Source organism: Pseudomonas sp. N2-3-1-14, from assembly GCF_041228395.1.
Lineage (GTDB): Bacteria > Pseudomonadota > Gammaproteobacteria > Pseudomonadales > Pseudomonadaceae > Aquipseudomonas.
Genome location: NZ_CP166199.1, coordinates 5,472,816 through 5,495,591 on the forward strand (window position 1 = coordinate 5,472,816; position 22,776 = coordinate 5,495,591).

A 22,776-nucleotide genomic window follows, 5' to 3' on the forward strand; every position below is an offset into this window, starting at 1 on the left:
GGGCCGAGGCGCTTCCCGAAGGAAGCACCTGGCCGCGCCGTCACAACCGTGCTTGTCGCGGCGCCCCGCTACGCGATTTGGCCATCGCCGCCAGGCGCACTGCCACGTTGGCTGCGCCATACCCGGCATAGCCGTTTTTGCGCTGGATGATCTCGAAGAAAAACCGCCCTTCGAACGGCTCGGTGTACACATGAAACAGCTCACCGCCCTGAGCGTCACGGTCGTACAGCACGTTGTAGTACGCCAGCTCGCTGAGGAACTCGTCGTCGAAATCAAAGCGTGCCGCCAGGTCGTCGTAGTAGTTGAGCGGGATGTCCAGCAAGGGCACACCTGCCTCTTTGGCCCGACTCACCTCGGCGAAAATATCCGCACAGTCGAAGGCGATGTGGTGCACACCCGAGCCGCGGTAGCTTGACAGCGCGTGGGAAATCGCCGTGTTGCGGTTCTCGGAAATGTTCAACGGCAGGCGAATCGAGCTGCAGCGGCTGCGCAGCGCGCGGCTTTTCACCAGGCCGTACGGGTCAGGCAGCACCACTTCATCATCGGCTTCGAAATCCAGCAGGCTCTTGTAGAACAACACCCAACTGTCGAGGCTGTCGGCGGGCAAGGCCATGGCCATATGGTCAATGCGCAGCAGGCCGCCGCTTGAGGTGGTAGTCGGTTGCAGATTGAAGTCGGTGCCGTACAGCCCGCCTGCGTTCTGATCCACCAGGTAAATCAGGCTGCCGTCCGGCGCACGCACGGCGGCCAACTCCAGTTCATTTGGCCCTACAAGCCCCCGATAAGGCTGGCCTTTGTAGGCCACCGCGCGCTGCAACGCCTTGGCGCTGTCCTTGACCCGAATCGCGGTGGCGCACAGCGACGGCCCATGGGCTTCGAAAAAGTTGTGGGCAAAAGAATAGGGTTCGCAATTGAGGATCAAGTTGATATCGCCCTGGCGCAACAGGCTCACGCTCTTGGAACGGTGCTGCCCGGCCTTGACGAAACCCAGGCGCTCCAGCCATTGCGTGAGCTTGGCAGCGAGGTTTTCATCCACGGCAAACTCAAGAAATTCGATGCCGTCGTACTCGCTGGCGGCCGGCGTATCAAACAGCAGGTCGACCGGTTGAGCAGGCGCTTGCTGCTTGAGGCGCTCGCGGGTTTTCTCTTCCAGGTACAACAGCGAGCGCAGTCCATCCGCCGCATTCGCCCGCGTCGGGGCTGCGCGAAAGCCATCGTTGAAAATTTCCAGAGACAACGGCCCGCTGTAGCCACTCTGGATAATCGGCGCGAGAAACCCCGCCAGATCGAACTCGCCCTGCCCCGGGAAGCAGCGGAAATGCCGGCTCCACTCCAGCACGTCCATGGCCAGGATCGGCGCGTCGGCCATTTGCACAAAGAAGATTTTGTCGCCCGGGATCTGGGCGATTGCACTCGGGTCGCCCTTGAGCGACAGGGTGTGAAAGCTGTCGAGCAACACGCCAAGGCTCGGGTGGTCGATCTGACGCACCAGGTTCCACACCTGCTGCCAGGTATTCACGTGCTTGCCCCAGGCCAGCGCTTCATAGCCGATGCGCAGGCCACGGCGGCCGGCGTGCTCGGCGAGCAGGCTGAGGTCGTCGAGCAGAATCTGCTCATCGCCGACGCAATCGGCCGAAGCGTTGCTGCACACCAGCACCAGGTCGGTGCCCAGTTCCTGCATCAAGTCGAACTTGCGCTCGGCGCGCTCGATGTTGCGCGCCAGGCGGTCGCGGCGGCAGCCTTCAAAGTCGCGAAACGGCTGGAACAAGGTGATGGCGATACCCAGGTCGGCGCACATCTGCCTAACTTCCCGTGGGCTGCCGTCGTAATACAGCAGATCGTTTTCGAAGATTTCCACACCATCAAACCCGGCAGCGGCGATGGCTTCGAGTTTTTCCGGCAGGGTTCCACTCAAGGAAACAGTGGCAATGGAGCGTTGCATGGGGCGACTCCCGACAAATGAGGCTCGTCTTATTTACGGCAAATTATTGGCCGCTAAACTGTGCACAGCAATTGAAATGTACGAACCGGTTAGTTTTTTGGGCGATTATCGAACAAAATGGTAATCCGCGAATTGACGAGTTTTTAGCCACTGCGCACCATCGAACACGTATCAAGACCCAGAACACACCATAAAAATTTCAAAAAAACGGGTACGACCTCATGCCTTCGCAAACTCCCGCCGTGGCCGTGCGCCACAGCAATCCGCACAGCGGCATCGGCGACAAAATCCGCGGCGCCATGGCCGTGGGCAAAACCCGCTGGGGCATGCTGGCCCTGGTGTTCTTCGCCACCACCCTGAACTACATCGACCGCGCCGCGCTGGGCGTGATGCAACCGATCCTGGCCAAGGAGATGAGCTGGACGGCGATGGACTACGCCAACATCAACTTCTGGTTCCAAGTCGGCTACGCCATCGGCTTTGTGCTGCAAGGCCGGCTGATTGACCGAATTGGCGTGAAGCGCGTGTTTTTCTGCGCCGTGTTGCTGTGGAGCATCGCCACGGGCGCCCATGGCCTGGCGACGTCGGCCGTCGGCTTTATGGTCTGCCGCTTCGTTCTCGGGCTGACCGAGGCCGCCAACTACCCGGCCTGCGTCAAGACCACGCGGTTGTGGTTCCCGGCCGGTGAGCGCGCGGTGGCCACCGGTATTTTCAACGCCGGCACCAATGTGGGCGCGATGATGACGCCGATGCTGCTGCCATTGATCCTTCACGTGTGGGGCTGGCAGGCGGCGTTCCTGTGCATGTCGGCACTGGGCGGGATCTGGCTGGTGTGCTGGGGCCTGAAGTACTACAACCCGGAAGACCACCCGACGGTCAAAAAATCCGAATTGGACTACGTGCTACAGGAAGTCGAACCGGAGCAACCCAGTGTGCCTTTCAGCCGCATCCTGCGCATGCGCGGCACCTGGGCCTTCGCCCTCGCCTACGCACTGACCGCGCCGGTGTTCTGGTTCTACCTGTACTGGTTGCCGCCGTTTCTGAACCAGCAATACAACCTGGGCATCAACGTGACCCAAATGGGCATCCCGCTGATCATCATTTACCTGACAGCCGACTTCGGCAGCGTGGGTGGGGGAATTCTGTCGTCATTCCTGATCGGCCGTGGGATGAATCCGATCAAGGCGCGGCTGTTGTCGATGCTGCTGTTTGCCTGCTGCATCGTCGGCGTGATCATGGCCGCCGGCTCCAGCCAGTTGTGGGTCGCCGTGTTCGCCATCTCCCTGGCCATCGGCGCGCACCAGGCCTGGACCGCCAACATCTGGAGCCTGGTGATGGACTACACGCCCAAGCACATGATGAGCACGGTGTTCGGTTTCGGCGGCATGTGCGCAGCCATCGGCGGCATGTTCATGACGCAGATCGTCGGCCACATCCTCACGGTCACGAACAACAACTACACCGTGCTGTTCACCCTGATCCCGGCGATGTACTTCATCGCGCTGACCTGGATGTACTTCATGGCGCCTCGCAAGATTCCAACAGTCGAGGCTTGATTCAGCGCCGCCGCTGCTGCCAGGCAGCGGCCAACCCACTCATGCAGATCACCCCGATGCCGACCACCGTGGTCATGTCGGGGGTATGGTTGAACACCAGCCAGCCCAACAACCCCGCAAACACGATCTGGCAGTAGCCGAACGGCGCCAGCAAGGCCGGCGCCGCAAAGCGGAAGGCCTGGGTCAACATCAAGTGCGCGGTCATGCCGCACGTGCCCAGCGCCAGCATCAGCACGCCATGCCACACCGTGGGCAACTGCCAGAAGAACGGCACCATCGCACTCATCACCAGGGTATTGCACAGGCCGGCGAAAAAGTTACTGGTGGTCGGCGTGTCGTATTGGCTGAGGATGCGCGTGAGCAGCTGGTAGAAGCAGAAGAACAACGCCGAACACAGCGGCAGCAGCACCGCAGGGGTGAACAGCTCACCGCCGGGGTGGATGATGATCAGCACGCCGACAAACCCGCAGATCACCGCCAGCCATTGGCCACGTGTCACGTGTTCACCTAGCAAGGGCACTGACAATGCTGTCACCAGGATCGGCGCCAGGAAGTTCACCGCCGTGGCTTCCGCCAAAGGGATGTAGTGCAGCGCCGCGGTAAAAAACAGGCTGGTGCCCAGCAGGCACAACGCACGCACCACCTGCATGCCCGGGCGTTTGCTGCGCAGTACGCGCAAGCCCGACTGCGGCAGGAAAATGCCGGCCATCAGCAAGGTGTGCACCAGGTACCGCGCCCACACCACCATCACGATCGGGTAGAACCCGGCCAGGTATTTGGACAAGGCGTCGTGGCTGGAAAACAGAAACGTTGCCACCACAATCAGCAAAATGCCTTTGAAGGGATGGTTGACGCCGGAAAGGGGTGTACTGACAGTCATTGAATTCTCTTGCATGGCGGGCTGAATGCTGAGCACTGAACACGCAAGCGCTCAACCCGGTAATCTAGCAGGCGGGCCTGCGTGCGCCCCAAGAGCATAACCAAACAGCGTGCGAACAGCGCACTAAATCACCGGATTCGAGTCCAACGCTGCACCTTTGCCCGCGCGTTGCACTTTTTAACCAAGGCCTTGCCGCTATGAAAAAGACACTCTTTGCTCTTTCTGCTCTCGTCCTGCTCACTGCTTGTAACCAAGAGTCCAAAGAAGCACCCAAGCCCGCCCCGGCCTCGGTGCAGGCCACCCTGGTACCGGCCACGCCGCCCACCGACAAATGGGTCGGCAAGTGGATCGGCGTCGAAGGCCTGAACCTGACCATCGCCAAGGACGACAGCATCGGCCGCGGCCACTACGTTCTGACCATGAAGTACGGCCTTGACGCCGACGACGAAGGCACCTTCAAAGGTGAAGCCAACGAAGACGGTATCGCCTTTACCCGCCCGGACGGCCCGCAACAATTGAGCGCCGGTGACGGTGAGGCCACTGGCCTGAAATGGCTGGCGGATAAAAAGGACTGCCTGATCGTCGATACCGGCGAAGGCTATTGCCGCGACTGACCCAATCAAGCTGACACAACTTTCATCTGGCGCCCCTGCCTGCACGGCCTGACAGCAGCAATACTAGGCAACTCTTGTTGCTTGTCGGACAGCCGGGCTGGCGCCATTCATACGCACCAACAACACTGCTCTTACAAAAGTGTTCGACAGGTTTAACGAGAGGATTGCCCCATGCTATGGAAAAAAGGCCGACGCAGCGACAACGTGGTAGATGCCCGCGATGACAGTGGCGGCGGCGGTGGCGGCATGCGGTTTGGCGGCGGCAAGGGGCTGAGCCTGACGGCAATTGTGCTGATCGTCGGTATTGGCTGGCTGACCGGCCAGGACCCGCTGCAGATCCTCGGCCAGTTGACCGGCCAAGCGGAGCAAGCGCCGTCAGTGAGCACGCAGTCGCGCCAGGCACCGCCGGCCAATGACCAGCAGGCCGATTTCGTCCGCGCGATTCTGGGTGACACCGAAGACACCTGGGGCCAGGTGTTCAAGGAAAACGGGTTGGTCTACAAGAACCCGAAACTGATTCTGTTCCGTGGTCGGGTCAATTCCGCCTGCGGTGGCGCCACCTCGGCCAGCGGCCCGTTTTATTGCCCGGCTGACCAGCAGGTGTATTTGGACCTGGATTTCTTCCGGGAAATGTCGCAACGCTTCCAGGCCGCCGGCGATTTCGCCCAGGCCTACGTGATCGCCCACGAAGTCGGGCACCACGTGCAAACGCTGCTGGGCATCTCGGCCAAGATTCAAACCGCGCGCCAGCAGGGCCGCCAGATGCAAGGCGACGGCGGCCTGCTGGTGCGCCAGGAGCTGCAAGCCGACTGCTTTGCCGGCGTGTGGGCCAACCGTGCGCAAAAACGCCTGAACTGGCTGGAGCCCGGCGATATCGAAGAAGCACTGAATGCGGCCAACGCCATCGGCGATGACCGTTTGCAACAGCAGGGTCAGGGCCGCGTGGTGCCGGACTCGTTTACCCACGGCACCTCTGCGCAGCGCGTTCGCTGGTTCAAAACCGGCTTCGCAGCGGGCCAGATCACTCAATGCGACACTTTTACAGCGAAGAGTCTTTAGATGAATAAACGATTGGGATTGCTGTTCGGCGTGATGATTGCCTGTTCCTCCTCCACCTGGGCCGCCGAGAAAGAACACGGCGTCAAGGTGGTCAGCCCCGATCGTTTCCACCTGGACGCCGGTGACCTGAGCCTGGGCTTGAGCCAGGACTGGAACCAGCCGCTGCCCAACGTGACCCGCGCGCTGATCATCGTGCATGGCCGCCTGCGCAATGCACAGACCTACCTGCAAAGCGGCGAAGATGCCGCCGAAAACGCCGGGATTGCGGCCAAAACCCTGGTGATCGCGCCGCAATTTCTCAACGAGTCCGACATAAAGCGCAACCACTTGGGCAGCCAGGTGCTGCGCTGGAACGGCAATGACTGGATGGCCGGCGACGCCTCGACGGGCCCAGGTCAGCTCAGTTCCTACGGCGCGCTGGACCAGATCATCAAGCACCTGGGCAACCGCAAGCTGTTCCCGGCGTTGAAGGAAATCGTAGTGGCCGGCCATTCCGGCGGCGGCCAGGTGGTGCAGCGTTTCGCCCTCACCGGCCACGACCACCCGCTGCTGCAAACCGAAGGCATCAGCCTGCGTTATGTGGTGGCCAACCCGTCGTCCTACGCCTATTTCAGCCCGCAACGCCCGGTGACATTCGACACGGCCAGTTGCCCTGGCTTCAACGACTGGAAGTACGGCATGCAAAACCTGCCGGACTACGCCAAGGGCCAGAGTGCCCAGCAGCTTGAGCAGGCTTACGTGTCACGCGACATCACCTACTTGCTCGGCCAGCAGGACACCGACCCGAACCACCCGGCGCTGGATAAAAGCTGCGAGGCCGAAACCCAGGGCGCGTATCGCCTGATTCGTGGGCACAACTATTTTGATTACCTCAAGCAGCGTCATCCGCAGCTGACTCAGAGGTTGGTGGAAGTGCCAGGGGTTGGGCACGATGGGGATAAGATGTTTACTTCGCCTGAGGGCGAGAAGGTGTTGTTCTCTAAGTAAAAACAGCTGACGAAAGCGGATAAAAATGTGGGAGCGGGCTTGCTCGCGAAGGCGGATTTTCAGTCGACTCATCAGTGACTGATCCACCGCTTTCGCGGGCAAGCCCGCTCCCACATTGGCTCTTCAGTGCCTGGTTTAGATCATCCGGCGCAGCACCGCACAATCTTCAGCATGCCAATCCGCCAGTTCCGGCCACGGGTTCTCCGGCACGTTAACCAATACCGTCTTGGCTCCTGCCGCCCGCCCGCAATCGAGGTCAAAGCGGTAATCCCCGACCATCACCATTTCGCCCGGCGAAACCTCCCAAGCTTCTGCCAGTTTCAGCAACCCACCCGGGTCCGGCTTGGGCGGCGCATCTTCACGCCCCAGCACATCGTCGACGGCAAAGCAGTCCGCCAGGCCAATCGCTTGCAGGGTGATGTGCGCCAGCTCGCGCGCATTGCGCGTCAGGATGCCCAGGCGATACCCGCGCCCGGCCAGCTCGCGCACCAGCTCCACCGCCCCTTGCGCCGCCACTGATCCCACAGCCAGCTCGCGTTCGTGCGCAAGCAACCACGCGTGCTTGGCCGCCGCCACGTCCGTCGGCAAGGCCGCCAGGTGCGTGAGGATGTCGTCCTCGGGCGGAATCTCCAGGGCCACGCGAATCGCCGCAAAATCATGCACGGCCACCGTGAGGGTGCCGTCCATGTCAAACACCCAATGCTTAACGTCGGACAGGCTCATGCCCAGTCCTTGCGATGGCGAATCAAGCCTTCCTGGGTCACCGAGGCCACCAGTTGCCCGGCGCGGTTGTACACGCTGCCGCGCGAGAAACCGCGCGAGTTGCCGGCCCACGGGCTGTCCATTGCGTATAGCAACCAGTCATCGGCGCGCAAGTCGGCATGAAACCACAGCGCGTGGTCGAGGCTGGCGACCTGCATATCTTTTTGCCACACGGTCTTGCCATGGGGCAGCAACGAGGTGGTCAGCAAGCCGAAATCCGAGGCGTAGGCCAGCAGGTATTTATGCAGCGCGGGCGCGTCGGCCAGCGCGCCGTCAGCTCGGAACCACACGTACTTGACCGGGTCGGACGGCTGCGGGTTGTACGGGTCTTTTTCAGTCACCGGGCGCACTTCGATCGGCTTGGGACACAGCAACTTGTCGCGCATGTGCTCGGGGATCAGGTGCGCACGCTGCTTGGTCAGTTCCAGCTCCGAAGGCAAGTTCTCCGGGCCGACCACCACAGGCATGGTGGTCTGGTGCTCGAAGCCCTTTTCGTCATATTGGAACGAAGTGGTGCAGGTGAAAATCGGGTTGCCCTTCTGGATAGCCGTGACGCGGCGCGTGCTGAAACTGCCGCCATCGCGCACACGGTCAACCGAATACACCACCGGCAATGACGCATCGCCGGGGCGCAGGAAATAACCATGCAGGGAATGTACATGTCGCGCTTCTTCTACGGTCTGGCTGGCAGCCGACAGCGACTGGCCCAGCACCTGACCACCGAACAGTTGGCGAAAACCCAGGTCCTGGCTGCGGCCGCGAAAGAGGTTTTCCTCGATCGGCTCCAGCGTCAGCAAGTCCACCAGATCTTCCAATACTTGGCTCATAGAGCAACTCCTACAACAATCGAGAGGGCATTCCGGGCTGCTTATCCGTGCAGCGTGTCCAACCATTGGGCGCGGGTGATGCGATACAAAACATGATGGCGCAGCGGGTCATCGGCTGCGACCTTGGGGTGTTCAAAATCTGCCTGGGGATCGTAATGCATACCGATGGCCTGCATGACTTTTTGTGATGGCAGATTGGTTTCGGTGGTGAAGGCGAGAATTTCATCCAACTGCAGTCGGTCGAAACCACACCGCAGCGCGGTCCACGCGGCCTCACTGGCGTAGCCCAAACCCCAATGTTCGCGGGCCAGGCGCCAGCCAATTTCCACCGCCGGGGTAAAGTCCGCTTCAAAGCTGACATTCAGCAGCCCGGTCAGGCCGATAAATTCGCCGGTGTCCTTGCGCTGCAAGGCCCACAGGCCAAAGCCGTATTCAGCGAAATGCCCGCGAATCCGGCCAATCAACGCCGCGCTTTCCAAGTGGCTCAACTTGGCCGGGAAATAACGCATCACCTGCGGGTCGGCGCACATGCGCGCAAATTCCGTTAAGTCGCTGTCGCGCCATTGGCGCAGCAGCAAGCGCGCGCTTTCCAATTCCAGTATCGGCTCCATGGGTCCCCCTCCCTTGCCATGTGCGTGAGTGTACAGCGCTGGTAAGATCCTTCGCAGGTTCCCGTCAGAAAATCCCATGCCCTTGCCATTGATCTACCACGATGACTACAGCCCTGAGTTCCCGGCAGACCACCGGTTTCCCATGGACAAGTTTCGCCTGTTGCGCGATCACCTGGTGGACAGCGGGCTGACCGAGGACAGCCAATTGCTGCGCCCCGAACTGTGCCCACCCGAGATTCTGGCCCTGGCCCATGACGCTGGGTATATCGAACGCTACATGGGCGGCGAGTTGTCCCGCGAAGACCAACGGCGCCTCGGCCTGCCGTGGAACGAAGCCCTGGCGCGGCGCACCGTGCGCGCGGTCGGCGGTTCGATCCTCGCGGCCGAACAAGCGCTGCAACAAGGCCTGGCCTGCCACCTGGCGGGCGGCACCCACCACGCCCATTACGATTACCCGGCCGGCTTTTGCATCTTCAATGACCTGGCGGTGATCAGCCATTACCTGCTGGCCAGCGGCCGGGTCAACCGCGTGCTGATCTTCGACTGCGACGTGCACCAGGGCGACGGCACTGCACGCATCCTCCACGACACGCCGGATGCCATCACCGTGTCGCTGCATTGCGAAAAGAACTTCCCCGCACGCAAGGCCCAGAGCGACTGGGACATCCCGCTGCCCATGGGCATGGGCGACGCCGATTACCTCAAGGTGGTGGACGATGCGCTCAACTACTTGCTGCCGCTCTATCAGCCTGACCTGGTGTTGTACGACGCCGGTGTCGATGTGCACAAAGACGACGCCCTCGGTTACCTCAAGCTGACAGACGCAGGCGTCGCCGCCCGTGATGAAAGCGTGATGCGCCACTGTCTGGGCCGCGACATTCCGGTGATGGGCGTGATCGGTGGCGGCTACAGCAAAGACCGCCCGGCCCTGGCCCGCCGTCATGGCATCCTGCACCACAGCGCTCAGCGGGTGTGGACGTCATCAGGCTGTCATTGAAGTGTGAGCGTTACCCACAATGCCTGTGGAACGGCCTGTGGATAACTTGAGCGTAAGCGCCTGAAAGCGAACAGCCGTATGGCCTGTAGGAAAGTGTACGTTTTTTGATCAGGCAGCCACGCTGCCGTCGGGTAGAATGCTCGGCCTATTCAGCGACCGTAGCCTTGCCCATGCCTCAGCTCCCTTCTCGACACGTCACTCTTATCGGCGGCGGCCCAGCCGGGCTGATGGCCGCTGAAGTCTTGAGCCAGGCGGGCGTGCGGGTAGACCTGTATGACGGCATGCCATCGGTGGGCCGCAAGTTTCTGCTCGCGGGCGTGGGCGGCATGAATATAACCCACTCCGAGGCCTACCCGGCGTTCCTGTCGCGCTACGCCGAACGCGCGCCAGACATGGCGCCGCTGCTGCGAGCGTTTGGTGCCGAGGCGTTGTGCGAGTGGATTCATGGGCTGGGCATACAAACCTTTGTCGGCACTTCCGGCCGCGTGTTTCCTACCGACATGAAAGCCGCCCCGCTGCTGCGCGCCTGGCTCAAACGCCTGCGCGAACAAGGCGTGGTTATCCACACCCGCCATCGCTGGCTGGGCTGGACGGCCGACGGCGGTTTACTTATCCACAGCCCGGACGGCGAAAAAACTGTCCACAGCGATGCCGTGTTGCTGGCCCTGGGCGGCGGCAGCTGGTCGCGCCTGGGCTCCGATGGCGCCTGGCTCACGTTGCTGGAAGACAAAGGCGTGCCTTACGCGCCGTTACAACCAAGCAATTGCGGCTTTGAGGTGTCGGCCTGGAGCGAATTGATGGTGAGCAAATTCGCCGGCGCGCCGTTGAAAAACGTCGCCATCGGCGTGGCGGATGACAAGCCTCGGTTGGGCGAATGCGTGGTCACCGCCATGGGCATCGAGGGCAGCTTGATCTACGCGCTCTCGGCGCCGATTCGTGAAGCGATCAATCGCGATGGCTCAGCCACGGTGCATATCGACCTGCTGCCGAGCAAGCCGCTGGACAAGGTGCAGGCTGCACTGGCCAAGCCGCGTGGTTCGCGCTCGATGAGCAAACATTTGCACAGTCAGTTGGGCTTGGACGGGGTCAAGGCGGCGCTGTTGCGTGAGTTGGCACCTGCGGAACACTTTCATGATCCGGCGCAGCTGGCGGTGGATATCAAGGCATTGCCGCTGACGCTGGTGAAAACGCGGCCGATGGATGAAGCCATCAGTACGGCGGGTGGTGTGCCGTTTGAGGCGCTGGATGAGCGGTTGATGCTCAAGCAATTGCCGGGCGTGTTTTGCGCCGGGGAGATGCTCGATTGGGAAGCGCCGACGGGCGGCTATTTGCTGACGGGGTGCTTCGCCAGTGGGCGGGCAGCGGCGCGGGGCATGCTGGAGTGGCTTAGGCGCTGAAATCGGCGGTGAATTCAGAGCCGCCCTCGCAGGCAAGCCAGCTCCCACATTTTGAGCTGTGAATACATTCAAAAGGTGGGAGCTGGCTTGCCTGCGATGAGGCCATCAGCAGCGACGCAAAATCACTTCTTCTTGCGCGGCCCGGTGTTGAACACCGGCACCTTGCGCACCGGCTTGATCGACGGTTCAGCCGGCGCTACGTCCCCGCTGTCCACCCACTTACCCAAATTACGCTTACCACCGCCACCGCCCGACGTCTTGGGCTTCTTCGGTTTCTTCGGTTTCTTCACCACTTGCCCACTGGCGTCGGTGTCCGGCACGCGGTGCTCAGGTTCGAAATCCGGCTCCATTTTGCGGGTCAGGGTCTGACGCGTGAGCATCTCGATGGCCGACAGCATGTTCACCTCATCGGCACACACCAGCGAAATCGCCTCACCGGTGTTGCCCGCACGGCCGGTGCGACCGATACGGTGAATGTAGTCTTCGGCCACGATCGGCAGGTCAAAGTTGACCACCAGCGGCAAGTCTTCGATGTCCAGGCCACGGGCTGCCACGTCGGTGGCCACCAGAATCTGCACGTCGCTGGATTTGAAGCGATCCAGCGCACGCTGGCGGGTTGCTTGCGGTTTGTCGCCGTGGATGCCGTCGGCATTGATGCCCAGGCCCTGCAACTTGTCCACCAGCGCATCCACGCCGTTACGGGTCTTGGCAAACACCAGCACCTGCTTCCAGCGACCTTTGCGCATCAGGTGCACAAACAGCTCCGGCTTACGCTTCTTGTCCACCGGCACCACCCATTGCTTCACGGTGTTGGCGGCGACGTTGCGCGGGCTCACTTCAATGCTCAGCGGGTCGTTGAGCATCTGCCCGGCGAGCGAGCGGATTTCATCGGAGAAGGTCGCGGAGAACAGCAGGGTCTGGCGCTTTTTCGGCAGCATGCGGTAGATGTTCGCCAGCTCTTCGGAGAAGCCCAGGTCGAGCATGCGGTCGGCTTCATCCAGCACCAGGGTTTGCAGCTGGTTGAGCTTCAGCGCGTTCTGGCGGAACAAGTCGATCAGGCGGCCAGGGGTAGCGACCAGAATGTCGACGCCCTTGCGCAGCTTCATCATCTGCGGGTTGATGCTCACGCCGCCGTACACCGCGTAGGTGGTCAGCGGCAGGTGTTGGGCGTATTCGGCGACGCTGGCGTGAACCTGCTCGGCCAGCTCGCGGGTCGGGCACAGAATCAGCGCACGCGCCGAGTTGGCGGCGACTTTCGGCCCTTCCATGGTCAGCAGTTGCAGCAGCGGCAAGGCGAAACCTGCGGTCTTGCCGGTGCCGGTCTGGGCCGCGGCCATCAGGTCGCGACCGGCCAGCACCGCCGGAATGGCTTGCGCCTGCACCGGCGTCGGGGTCTGGTAGCCAAGCGTCTCAAGGGCGCGCAGCAAGGGTTCGATCAGGCCAAGGGTGGCGAAAGTCATGTGTTTACCGTAGGAAAAATTCAGCGCAAGGGCGTAATGCGCGGCAGTTTACCTTATTTCCGGCTTGGGCTTTCGCCACTGGGGCAGGCTGATCAGCAACACCGCGCTGATGATCACCAGCATCGCCAAGGCTTCCTCCATGCCGATGGTCTCGCCGACGAACACAATACCCAACAACACCGCGACGGCCGGGTTCACGTAGGCATAACTGGTCGCCGCCGCCGGGCGCACGTGTTTGAGCAGGTACATATAGGCATTGAAGGCGATGATCGAGCCGAACACGGCCAGGTAAGCCAAGGCCAGCCAGCCCTCAATCGGCGGGATTGAATGCAGGCGCTCACCGGTCAGCGCACTGCCCACCAGCAGCAGGGCACCGGCGATGATCATCTCGGCCGCACTGGCCATGGCGCCGGCAGGCAACGGCAAGTGCCGGCTCCACACCGAGCCGAAGGCCCAGGAGGCAGCGGCGAACAGCAGCAACATGGCGCCGGTGGGGCTCGATTGCAGGTTGGAGCCCATGTTGAGCATGGCGATGCCGATAATCCCCAGCACCACCCCGGCCCATTCCAGGCGCGTATTACGCGCGCCCCAGAAATACCCACACAGCAAGGTGAACAACGGCACCGTCGCCACCGCCAACGCGGCCACGCCGGAAGCAACGCCCGTGTGCTCGGCAACCGTCACCGCACCATTACCAAAGGTCAGCAGCAAAACGCCGATCTTGGCCGCCGCCTTCCACTGCACCCACGTCGGCGCAGGCGCCCCGCGCCAGCGCAAATAGCCATACATCACCAACCCCGCTACCAGGAATCGAATCCCGCCCAACATCAGCGGTGGCCAGTACTCCACGCCAATTCGAATTACCAGGTAGGTAGAACCCCAGATCACATACAGCGCAAAAAAAGCGGCAATCAACGGTAAGGGAAAGCGACGTGGGCCAGGCATTGGGTAGCTCTGCGGCAGAATATTGGAGGCTTATTCTAAAAAGGCAGCACGCTGAACATAAGTTACAAAACCTGTTTAAAGCGCCCATACACTTTTCAAAACATGGTTATGAAGGCTATAACCCGTGCATTCGAAAGCCATGCATCACCGGAGCTTTATCATGGATAAATACGACCGCATGCTCCTCAGCGCCCTGCTCGAAGATGGCCGCGCTTCCTATGCGCAGTTGGCCCGCACCGTAAACCTCTCCGCCCCCGCCGTGGCTGAACGCGTGGCCAAGCTGGAAGCCAGCGGGGTGATCACCGGGTATCAGGCCAAGGTCGACCTGTCCAAAATCGGTTTGCCGATCCAATGCACGATAGAGCTGCGCCTGACCAACAATGGCAGCCAAAAGGTCTACGACGCCTTGGCTGAAATACCCGAACTGACCGAATGCCACCGCGTGACAGGCGACCCGTGCGTGATCATGCAGGCCGCGGTGGGCTCGATGCCGGAGCTGGAGAACCTGATCAACCGAGTGGCGAAGTTCGGGTTCAGCAAAACCTCGATCATTTTGTCGAGCGCGATAGCGCGGCGGGTGCCGTTGGGGCAGTTGGAAGGGAAAGCCACCTGACACCGATCGTTCCCACGCGGAGCGTGGGAACGAACAAACAGGAAATTTACTGTGGGAGCTGGCTTGCCTGCGATGGCGTCAGTTGTGTCACCGCTTCCCATTCTTTTGAAGGACGTTTCCGAGCGACATTTCATGCCTTGTTCCAGCTAAATTCAGCCGCTAGTCTTCCCCACGTCATCGGCCCTTCGGTGACCGGAAGTGCAAGCCGAAATTGACGAAGGAGAGAGTTACAAGTCCCGGAGACTCAACATGGTCAAAACAACCTCTGCTTCAACTGATAACCATACAAACTTCCTCAGCGAAGACGCCCTGCTCAACCGACGAGCCATCGACTACTACCTCAAAGCCTGCGCCCCGGATGCGCCCAACTTTGTGCTGAATGACAACCTGAGCTTCGAAGACGCCCTCGCCCATGCGGCGGATTTGCTGCATTGCGCGGTGGAGACGGCGCTGGTGTCGGGCGAGACGCTCAGTGTGCAGCAGCGGGCGGTGATGCATTTGGTGGGGATGGCAAAGGAGGTGGTGGGTCGGGCGTTGGAATGCGTGCAGCCTCGATAGCCTGACAAGCAAACTTCTGGGGCAAATGGGCTTGTTGTGGCGAGCGGGCTTCTGTGGCGAGCGGGCTTGCCCCGCGTTGGGCTGCGAAGCGGCCCTAATGAAGTCACCGCGTTCTGTCAGTTGGAACTGGGTGTCAGGGTTTGGGGCTGCTGCGCAGCCCAACGCGGGGCAAGCCCGCTCGCCACAACAAGCCCACTCACCACAATTAGTCCTCTGCCCACATGAGATCTGCGCAGGGTTCAGAACCCGCGATGCTTCTTCAGATGCTCATTGATCTTCGCCGCCGGCACTTTCTGCAAGGTGCACAGCAGGTCGTGGGACAGTTCGCGCAACCCATGCGTACCGCGCAATTGTTCGGCCAGGTGCGCCGTCAAGTTAGCTGCCATCTCGGCATCCGCCATCGCCCGGTGGGCCTTGCCGGTGTGGGGCAGTTGGGCATAGCTGTTGAGGGTGCCGAGCTTGTGGTTCGGCGCCGCCGGCATGAGGCGGCGGGCCAGCAGCAGCGAGCAGGCGAATTTTTGCAGGCGGGTGCGGCGGATCAGGCCCAATTCGAAGTCCCAGAACTTCTGGTCGAACGCGGCGTTGTGCGCCAGCAGTGGCGTGGTGCCGACGAATTCATTCACTTCGTTCATCACCCGCTCGGCCGGTGGCGCGCTGCGCAGCATGGCGTTGCTGATGCCGGTGAGCTGTTCGATAAACCCCGGCACGCGCACGCCGGCATTCATCAGGCTCTGGTAACGGTCCACGATCTGGCCGCGCTCAAGGATGACCACCGCGATTTCCGTGGCCCGGCAGTGGCTGCTCGGAGTGATGCCGGTGGTTTCAAAGTCGATGACCGCTATACGTTCCAAACCTGTTCCAACTCCGTCTGACAATTGACTTATTTAAGCAGCAGCGCGCCTTCGATCGGCACGTAACGGCTGGCGGCGCGGATCAGCGAGTTGGCCGTCAGCCCCGGGACGCCATAGGCCACGGCTTCGACGCCATGCTTTTGGATGATGCGTTCGAGCAGCATGTCGAAATCGCCGTCGCCGGAGGCCAGCACCACTTCGTCGACGTGGTCGGCGGCGTCCATGATGTCGAGGGTGATGCCCACGTCCCAGTCGCCCTTGGCCGAGCCGTCGCTGCGTTGGATGTAGGGTTTGAGTTTTACCGTGAAGCCCAGGTTGCGCAGGATCTGCTGGAATTGCTGCTGCTTGCTGTCGCCACGGTCGATGGCGTACGCATAAGCTTCGACGATCTGCCCGCGCGCGCTGATGTCAGCCCACAGGGCGGCGTAATTGAAGTGGCAACCGTAGGCCTGGCGCACGGTGTAGTAGAGGTTTTGTACATCGGCGAACACCGCAATTTTCTTCACCGCACTTCCCCATGGATGCCACTTGGACCTCGGACGTGAGAGCCCGCAAAGGCGCCAGTATGCCAGCCATGGGAAAGTTTCAGCGAAAAATCAGCCCGGGGCGACGAAGCGCCCCGGTTGAAGGCGGGTCAGACGAAGGAGTCGTCGTCGCCAAACGAGGCAGAATCGTCGCCATAGTCGCTGTCGGCGAAGCTGTCCGAGGCGTTGTCGCTGCCCCAGCTGTCATTGCCGGCAAACTTCTGGTCGTCGTTGCCCCAATTGCCGTTATCACTGGCGGGCGCCGGTTCTTCGCGGATGATTTCTTCCACCACTTGCGGCTGTTGCGAGTTGTGGCTGAACAAGCTGCTGATGCCTTCGGCCAGCATCACACCACCGGCCACACCGGCAGCGGTTTTCAACGCCCCGCCGAGGAAGCCGCTGCCAATCGGTGCTGCGGGCGCTTGTTGTGGCTGTTGATAGTTTTGCTGCGGCGCGCCGTAGCTTTGCTGGGGCGCAGGCTGGCCGAACGAAGGCCGCCCAGGCTCACGCCAGCCGCCACCGGAAGCCGCCGGCGCACTTTGCGTGGATTGCGGCTCACGGGAGCCGCCACCAAAGATGCTCGACAGAAAACCGCCACTGCTCGGCGCCGGCTGTGCTGCCTGAGCCTTGGCCTGCTGCAACTCATCCTGCAATTGCTGGATCTGCTGCGCCTGTTGCTTGTTCTGCGCGTCGAGGCTCTTGATCGCGTGTTCTTGCACCAGGATCGACTGGGTCATGTAATACCCGGCGGCCGGTTGGCGAGTCATGTGCTCCTTGATCCGCGCTTCGGCCAGGGCGTCGCGGGGGGCTGAGTCCGTTTCGGCTTGCTGCAGCCGTGAAAACAGTCCATCGATCAGGGTTTGCTCTTCGCTGTTCATGGCGACCTCGTTAGATTGCCGGTAAAAATCATGGGCCCGCCTGTGATCAGGCGAGCTACGCACTAGTTATGGGGCTGTTACCAGACGTTTCAATGGTCTTTACGCAAGGTTTACGTTTGCTTACCTCTCGTCATGATCGGTTAAAGTGTGGGCCTTGCTTTTCGGTCTGTGATGAACCTGATGAATCCGTTAGACGTATTGCGCGACTCCTTCCGTTTTACTCAGCGTAACCTGGGCGCCATCGTGCAGCTGTGCCTGCCCCTGGTGATCCTCGAAGCCCTGCTGCAACAGGTAATCGAGCACACGCTGGCGCCGGATGCTTCGCGCGCCTACAGCATTGTGGTGGGGTTGGTGATGTACCCGCTGTACGTCGGCGCCTTGATCTTGTTTCTGGATGCCCGCACGCGTGGCGACTCGCCGCGCACTAAAGACTTGTGGGCGACGGCCTTGACCCTGTGGCCACGCTTCGCCGTGCTGACCGCGATAAGTACATTGCTGGTCTGGCTGGGCCTGTCACTGTTTTACCTACCCGGCCTGTGGCTGATGGTCGTGCTCGGTTTTGCCGAGTACCTGCTGGTGCTGCGCGGCCTGTCGGCGCTGGGGGCGATGCAGGAAAGTTTGCGCCTGACTCGCGGGCATTTTTGGCGAATTCTGGTATGCCTGCTGTGTGTGATGACGCCGCTGTTGCTGCTCAAGGAAGCCACTGATGCCGTCTACCCCAGCCCGAGCCCAATGCTCGCCACCGTGCTCGACAGCGCCCAAAGCTTTTTGCAACTGTTTACCAGCGTGGTGCTGTTCCGTTTATTCATGCTGATCGGTGGCGATGCCGACGCGCGGTGATATGCTCCTGCCACTCCTGAAACGCCATAAGCCGAGCCGATGACCCGTTTATTGCGCATCACCCTGTTGAGCCTGCTGATTATCGCGGGCCTGCTCGCCGCCCTGATCTACAGCCTGACCTGGCGCCCTGCCGACAAACAAACCCTGCCCGTCAGCTGCGTCGCGCCGCGTGCGCCAACGCTGCTGCCCGGGCAGGCGCTGAAGGTCATGACCTGGAATGTGCAATACCTGGCGGGCAAGAACTATGTGTTCTGGTACGACACCACCGACGGCAACGGCCCGGATGATCGCCCTACCGTGGAAGACATGGCCTCCAGCCTCGACGAAGTGGCACGGGTGATCCGCGACGAACAACCCGACATCCTGCTGCTGCAGGAACTCGACGAAAACGCCAAGCCCTCCCATTACCAGGACCAGATCGCACTGCTGCAGGAACGCTTGGTCGATCTCTACCCGTGCAGCGCCCAGGCCTTCGATTGGAAAGCCGACTTTGTGCCCAGCCTGCATATCTTCGGCAGCGTCGGCCGCAAGCTGGTGACCCTCAGCCGCTACCAGATCGAACACGCCGAACGCCTGCAACTGCCGGTGTCCCCGGCCAACATCATCAGCCGCCAGTTCCAACCCAAACCCGCCTTATTGCTGACCTACTTGCCGCTGAGCGATGGTGGCCAATTGGCCGTGCTCAACACCCGGCTGGATGGCGATATGCCTGGGCGGTCGGCGGTGCAGGAGCAGGCCAAAGCCACCGTGAAGCTGCTGGATAAATTCGAAGGGCGTGGCACGCCATGGCTGATCGGTGGGGACTTCAACTTGCTGCCACTGGGGCAATTCCTGCGCCTGGACGCCGAGAAGCGCGGGCAGTATTCGCCGGACAGCGAGCTGCATTTGCTGTGGGATAAGTACCCGATGATCCCCAGTAACAGCGAATCCAGCGGAATTGACCGGGCGAAGTGGCTTACGCACTTCCCCAATGACCCGAGTGTGGATGGGCCGGATCGGACGTTGGATTATTTGTTCTACAGCCCAAGGATCAAGCGGATAGAGGCCAAAGTACGGCAAGAAGACACACTGCGTATCTCCAACCACCTACCAGTGATCGCCCGGTTCCTGCTCCCGGCCGCGCAATAACCCACACCACAAAGCTCAATGTGTGTGGGCTTTTGTGGGAGCTGGCTTGCCTGCGATAGCATCGCCTCGGTGAAACAGGTACACCGAGTCGTCTGCATCGCAGGCAAGCCAGCTCCCACACCATCCCGCTCCCAAATTTGATCTCCACAAGCTTTACTTGCGCGGTTTGATCCGGGCGGTGGGTTCGGCCACCAACGGGTCGTCCGGCCAGTAATGCTTGGGATACCGCCCCTTCAAATCCTTTTTCACCTCGGCATATGTGCTGCGCCAGAAGTTCGCCAGATCCTGGGTCACCTGCACCGGCCGGCGCGCCGGGGACAGCAGGTGCAGCTTGACCGCCTGGCGCCCACCGGCAATACGCGGCGTGTCCGCCAGCCCGAACAATTCCTGCAAGCGCACCGCCAGAATCGGCGGCTGTTCGCTGTAGTCCAAACGCACCGAGGAGCCCGAGGGCACCTTCACGTGCTGCGGCGCCAGCTCGTCCAGGCGCTGGGGCAGCGGCCAGGGCAACAGGTTGTGCAGGAAACTGGAGATATCCAGGTTGGCGAAGTGGCTCAGGCGCGAGACTTTGCCCAAGTACGGCATCAGCCAATGCTCCAGGCTGGCGAGCAAAGCCTTGTCGCTGATATCCGGCCACTCACTGGTTTTGCCAGCGTCCAGCTGACGCAGCAGCATGACGCGGGCCTGCCATTGGCGCAGTTCAGGCGTCCACGGTAACAATTCCAGGCCTTTGCGGCGCACGAGGTTGACCAGCGCCTGGCTGCGCGCGGCCTCGTCCAGACCGCTCAGCGGTTCGCGACTGAGCACCAGTTCGCCGACTTTGCGCTGGCGCTCAGCGCGCAGCACACCTTCGCGCTCGTCCCAATCCAGCTGGTCGACGTTGCGCACTTGCTCGGCAAGCACTGTGTCGAACAGCGCCGGATCGAAGTCGGCCGCGAGGTAGATGCGCTCTTCGCGCTGGCCCTGACGGCTGCCGAGGTCGGCGATCACCAGCCACGCTTGTTTCATCAGGCTGTCGGCCTCGGCGAACAGCGCGGCACGGCCATTGGCCAGGCGGTATTCGGCGCCGCCGGGGCGACGTTGCTGGGCGACGCGGTCCGGGTAGGCCAGCGCCAGCAAGGCGCCGAGCCAGCGCGGGTGATCGGGATCGGGCACGGCCTGAGTCGCCTGGCCTCTTAAATAGCTGCGGTATTGCCGGGCAAGTTGCTTGGCGCGCTGCACGCCGCCTTGGGTACCTCGCGCACGCTCCTCGCCGGACATCAGCGCCAGCCGGCTGTGCAAATCGGCACCGGCGCCGCGCAAGATGTCACGCTCGCCCAACAGCGCGGCGACGTCACACGCCGTGGCCGCCAGCCCCAGGTCCTGACCGCGCAGCAACAGGTGGGCGATACGCGGATGCGCGGGCAACTCGGCCATCTTCTGGCCATGGGCGGTGAGTTTGTCGTCGTTCAATGCGCCCAGACGCACCAGCAAATCCTGAGCCTGGGCGTACGCGGCAGTCGGCGGCACATCCAGCCACACCAGTTGCGTGGGCGTGACGCCCCAACGCGCCAGTTGCAAGGCCAGCCCGGCAAGGTCGGCGGCAAGGATTTCCGCACTGCCATACGCCGCCAGGCCTTCATGCTGGTCTTCGGACCACAGCCGATAACACACGCCCGGCTCCAGGCGCCCTGCCCGGCCGGCCCGCTGGGTGGCGCTGGCGCGGGAGATGCGTTGGGTGTCGAGGCGGGTCATGCCGCTGCCGGGGTCGAAACGCGGGACCCGCGCCAGCCCGGCGTCGATCACCACGCGCACACCGTTGATGGTCAGGCTGGTCTCGGCGATGTTGGTGGCCAGCACCACTTTGCGTTTGCCGGCGGGCGCCGGGTCAATGGCGGCGCGTTGGGCGTTGAGGTCAAGCTCGCCATGCAGCGGGCACAGCAGCACATCCGGGCGATCACCCAAAGCGTCGGCCAGTTGTTGATTAACCCGGCGAATCTCGGCCTGCCCCGGCAGAAAGACGAGAATGCTGCCGGTCTCGTCATGCACGGCTTCAAGGACGGTCTGCACCACACGCGGCTCGATGAATTCACCGGCCTGGTACGGGCGGCCCCAGCGCATCTGCACCGGGAACATGCGCCCTTCGCTGCGCAGGATCGGCGCGTCATCCAGCAGGCCGGAGAGGCGTGCGCCTTCGAGGGTGGCGGACATCAGCAGGATTTTCAGCGGTTGTTCGTCGCGAAACAGATCGCGGCCATTCAGGCTCAGGGCCAGCGCGAGGTCGGCGTCGAGACTGCGCTCGTGGAATTCGTCAAAGATCAGCAGGCCCACGCCTTCCAGCGCCGGGTCGTCCTGCAAGCGGCGGGTGAGGATGCCTTCGGTGACCACTTCGATACGTGTATTGGGGCCGACTTTGCTGTCGAGGCGAATGCGATAACCGACGGTTTCGCCGACCTTTTCGCCCAGCTCACTGGCCAGGCGTTCGGCGGCCGCGCGCGCGGCCAGGCGCCGGGGTTCGAGCATCAGGATGGTCTGCCCGGCCAGCCATGGCTCGTTCAACAAGGCCAAGGGCACGCGGGTGGTTTTACCGGCGCCGGGCGGCGCTTCCAGCACGGCTTCATGGCGAATCGCCAAGGCGTCACGCAGGGCGGGTAAAACATCATCGATCGGCAACGAATTCATACTGGCTCCAAAGCAGAGCGGCGAGTATAACGACGAACTGCCGGATGCCGGTGCTGGTCTCAAAGACACCTCGTTCTTCCTTAATTGGAATACAGGTAAATGTAGGAGCTGGCTTGCCTGCGATAGCGGTGGGTCAGCTAGGCATGTGTCACTGATCCACCGCTATCGCAGGCAAGCCAGCTCCCACATTGGATCATCGTCGTCTGATGGATCTGGCTTATAGTCACCTTTAAACGTGTTCAGGAGATTCCCATGCGTATCGCTTCCCGTGTCATCGGCGGTGTCCTCGCCGTCACCCTGCTGAGCCAACTGACCGCCTGCGGTTCGATTTTCTACCCGGACCGCCGTGGCCAGATCGACGGCAAGATCGACCCGGCAATTGCCGTGCTCGACGCAGTGGGCCTGCTGTTCTACGTGATCCCCGGCCTGATCGCATTCGGCGTGGACTTCGCCACCGGCGCGATTTACTTCGAGCCCGGCAAAACGGCTCAAGTCGCGCCCGAGAAACTGCATGAAGCCATCGGCGCCGACGGCAAGGTCGATAACGCCAAGCTGCAAACCATCATCCAGAAGGAAACCGGCCGCACCCTGCCACTGGATGACCCGCGCATGATCCAGTTCAAGGGCAGCGTGCAACAACTCGCCTCCCTGGGCCTGCAGCCCGCCGCTTAAGGACTCGACCCGCT

General features: G+C 61.8%; 22 protein-coding genes. 11 read left to right on the forward strand and 11 right to left on the reverse strand.

Going from position 1 to position 22,776, the window contains the following annotated elements:
* Window positions 1-40 precede the first annotated feature (40 nt).
* The gene (gene quiC, locus AB5I78_RS25345) at window positions 41-1,942 is read right to left on the reverse strand and encodes a 3-dehydroshikimate dehydratase QuiC (RefSeq protein WP_369302463.1); all 1,902 of its coding nucleotides are present in this window, start codon (window positions 1,940-1,942) and stop codon (window positions 41-43) included.
* Window positions 1,943-2,163: 221 nt separating this feature from the next.
* On the opposite strand from quiC, the gene AB5I78_RS25350 reads away from it, so the two are divergent.
* A complete protein-coding gene (locus tag AB5I78_RS25350; protein ID WP_145162271.1) occupies window positions 2,164-3,498 on the forward strand; it encodes an MFS transporter in 1,335 nt (444 codons plus the stop codon).
* Between the two features lies 1 nt (window position 3,499).
* Here AB5I78_RS25350 and AB5I78_RS25355 read toward each other — a convergent pair whose 3' ends face one another.
* Window positions 3,500-4,378 (reverse strand): DMT family transporter, encoded by an 879-nt coding sequence (locus AB5I78_RS25355; RefSeq protein WP_145162274.1) that lies wholly within the window; start codon window positions 4,376-4,378, stop codon window positions 3,500-3,502.
* A 197-nt stretch (window positions 4,379-4,575) separates the two neighbouring features.
* On the opposite strand from AB5I78_RS25355, the gene AB5I78_RS25360 reads away from it, so the two are divergent.
* The 3 genes from AB5I78_RS25360 to AB5I78_RS25370 all read left to right on the forward strand — a co-directional run bounded on the left by AB5I78_RS25360 (window position 4,576) and on the right by AB5I78_RS25370 (window position 7,038).
* Window positions 4,576-4,992 carry a membrane lipoprotein lipid attachment site-containing protein gene (locus tag AB5I78_RS25360; RefSeq protein ID WP_145162277.1) on the forward strand — a complete coding sequence of 139 codons (417 nt, stop codon included), beginning with the start codon at window positions 4,576-4,578 and terminating at the stop codon, window positions 4,990-4,992.
* Between the two features lie 171 nt (window positions 4,993-5,163).
* Window positions 5,164-6,051: a neutral zinc metallopeptidase gene (locus tag AB5I78_RS25365; RefSeq protein WP_369302462.1), complete on the forward strand. Its 888-nt coding sequence runs from the start codon at window positions 5,164-5,166 to the stop codon at window positions 6,049-6,051.
* Window positions 6,052-7,038, forward strand: a complete 987-nt coding sequence (locus AB5I78_RS25370; RefSeq protein WP_369302461.1) for an alpha/beta hydrolase — start codon at window positions 6,052-6,054, stop codon at window positions 7,036-7,038.
* Between the two features lie 135 nt (window positions 7,039-7,173).
* Here AB5I78_RS25370 and AB5I78_RS25375 read toward each other — a convergent pair whose 3' ends face one another.
* From AB5I78_RS25375 to AB5I78_RS25385, 3 genes are read right to left on the reverse strand one after another with little or no spacing between them, the layout of a single operon-like run.
* On the reverse strand, window positions 7,174-7,761 hold the full coding sequence (locus AB5I78_RS25375; protein ID WP_369302460.1) for an HAD family hydrolase: 588 nt from the start codon (window positions 7,759-7,761) through the stop codon (window positions 7,174-7,176).
* Entirely contained in the window at window positions 7,758-8,627 is an 870-nt protein-coding gene (gene tesB, locus AB5I78_RS25380) for an acyl-CoA thioesterase II (RefSeq protein ID WP_145162285.1), read from the reverse strand. Before tesB ends, AB5I78_RS25375 begins: the two co-directional genes overlap by 4 nt.
* Window positions 8,628-8,668: 41 nt before the next feature.
* Window positions 8,669-9,238, reverse strand: a complete 570-nt coding sequence (locus tag AB5I78_RS25385; protein ID WP_242200343.1) for a GNAT family N-acetyltransferase — start codon at window positions 9,236-9,238, stop codon at window positions 8,669-8,671.
* Between the two features lie 76 nt (window positions 9,239-9,314).
* Here AB5I78_RS25385 and AB5I78_RS25390 point away from each other — a divergent pair, with 76 nt between their 5' ends.
* Both AB5I78_RS25390 and AB5I78_RS25395 read left to right on the forward strand, forming a co-directional pair.
* Entirely contained in the window at window positions 9,315-10,235 is a 921-nt protein-coding gene (locus tag AB5I78_RS25390; RefSeq protein WP_369302459.1) for a histone deacetylase, read from the forward strand.
* Between the two features lie 170 nt (window positions 10,236-10,405).
* Window positions 10,406-11,632, forward strand: coding sequence for a TIGR03862 family flavoprotein (locus AB5I78_RS25395; protein WP_369302458.1), 1,227 nt, complete (start codon window positions 10,406-10,408; stop codon window positions 11,630-11,632).
* 122 nt (window positions 11,633-11,754) lie between these two features.
* Here the strand turns inward: AB5I78_RS25395 and AB5I78_RS25400 are convergent, their stop codons facing one another.
* Together AB5I78_RS25400 and yedA are read right to left on the reverse strand one after the other, a co-directional pair.
* A complete protein-coding gene (locus AB5I78_RS25400; RefSeq protein ID WP_369302457.1) occupies window positions 11,755-13,092 on the reverse strand; it encodes a DEAD/DEAH box helicase in 1,338 nt (445 codons plus the stop codon).
* Window positions 13,093-13,140: 48 nt separating this feature from the next.
* Complete coding sequence (gene yedA, locus AB5I78_RS25405) at window positions 13,141-14,037, reverse strand: drug/metabolite exporter YedA (protein WP_106579323.1); 897 nt, start codon at window positions 14,035-14,037, stop codon at window positions 13,141-13,143.
* A gap of 160 nt (window positions 14,038-14,197) precedes the next feature.
* On the opposite strand from yedA, the gene AB5I78_RS25410 reads away from it, so the two are divergent.
* A complete protein-coding gene (locus AB5I78_RS25410) occupies window positions 14,198-14,650 on the forward strand; it encodes an Lrp/AsnC family transcriptional regulator (RefSeq protein ID WP_145162303.1) in 453 nt (150 codons plus the stop codon).
* 249 nt (window positions 14,651-14,899) lie between these two features.
* Complete coding sequence (locus AB5I78_RS25415) at window positions 14,900-15,208, forward strand: DUF3077 domain-containing protein (protein ID WP_145162307.1); 309 nt, start codon at window positions 14,900-14,902, stop codon at window positions 15,206-15,208.
* 239 nt (window positions 15,209-15,447) lie between these two features.
* On the opposite strand, the gene AB5I78_RS25420 is transcribed toward AB5I78_RS25415, so the two are convergent.
* The 3 genes from AB5I78_RS25420 to AB5I78_RS25430 all read right to left on the reverse strand — a co-directional run bounded on the left by AB5I78_RS25420 (window position 15,448) and on the right by AB5I78_RS25430 (window position 17,461).
* Window positions 15,448-16,059, reverse strand: coding sequence for a PolC-type DNA polymerase III (locus tag AB5I78_RS25420; protein ID WP_221295693.1), 612 nt, complete (start codon window positions 16,057-16,059; stop codon window positions 15,448-15,450).
* A gap of 29 nt (window positions 16,060-16,088) precedes the next feature.
* A complete protein-coding gene (locus tag AB5I78_RS25425) occupies window positions 16,089-16,565 on the reverse strand; it encodes an NYN domain-containing protein (RefSeq protein WP_119740929.1) in 477 nt (158 codons plus the stop codon).
* A gap of 128 nt (window positions 16,566-16,693) precedes the next feature.
* Window positions 16,694-17,461 carry a DUF2076 domain-containing protein gene (locus AB5I78_RS25430; protein WP_369302456.1) on the reverse strand — a complete coding sequence of 256 codons (768 nt, stop codon included), beginning with the start codon at window positions 17,459-17,461 and terminating at the stop codon, window positions 16,694-16,696.
* Window positions 17,462-17,641: 180 nt separating this feature from the next.
* Here AB5I78_RS25430 and AB5I78_RS25435 point away from each other — a divergent pair, with 180 nt between their 5' ends.
* Window positions 17,642-18,301 (forward strand): YciC family protein, encoded by a 660-nt coding sequence (locus AB5I78_RS25435; protein WP_242201810.1) that lies wholly within the window; start codon window positions 17,642-17,644, stop codon window positions 18,299-18,301.
* Between the two features lie 39 nt (window positions 18,302-18,340).
* The gene (locus AB5I78_RS25440) at window positions 18,341-19,429 is read left to right on the forward strand and encodes an endonuclease/exonuclease/phosphatase family protein (RefSeq protein WP_369302455.1); all 1,089 of its coding nucleotides are present in this window, start codon (window positions 18,341-18,343) and stop codon (window positions 19,427-19,429) included.
* Window positions 19,430-19,582: 153 nt separating this feature from the next.
* On the opposite strand, the gene hrpB is transcribed toward AB5I78_RS25440, so the two are convergent.
* Window positions 19,583-22,090 (reverse strand): ATP-dependent helicase HrpB, encoded by a 2,508-nt coding sequence (gene hrpB, locus AB5I78_RS25445; protein WP_369302453.1) that lies wholly within the window; start codon window positions 22,088-22,090, stop codon window positions 19,583-19,585.
* Window positions 22,091-22,342: 252 nt separating this feature from the next.
* On the opposite strand from hrpB, the gene AB5I78_RS25450 reads away from it, so the two are divergent.
* The gene (locus tag AB5I78_RS25450) at window positions 22,343-22,762 is read left to right on the forward strand and encodes a polyribonucleotide nucleotidyltransferase (protein WP_106579351.1); all 420 of its coding nucleotides are present in this window, start codon (window positions 22,343-22,345) and stop codon (window positions 22,760-22,762) included.
* The last annotated feature ends 14 nt before the right edge of the window (window positions 22,763-22,776 follow it).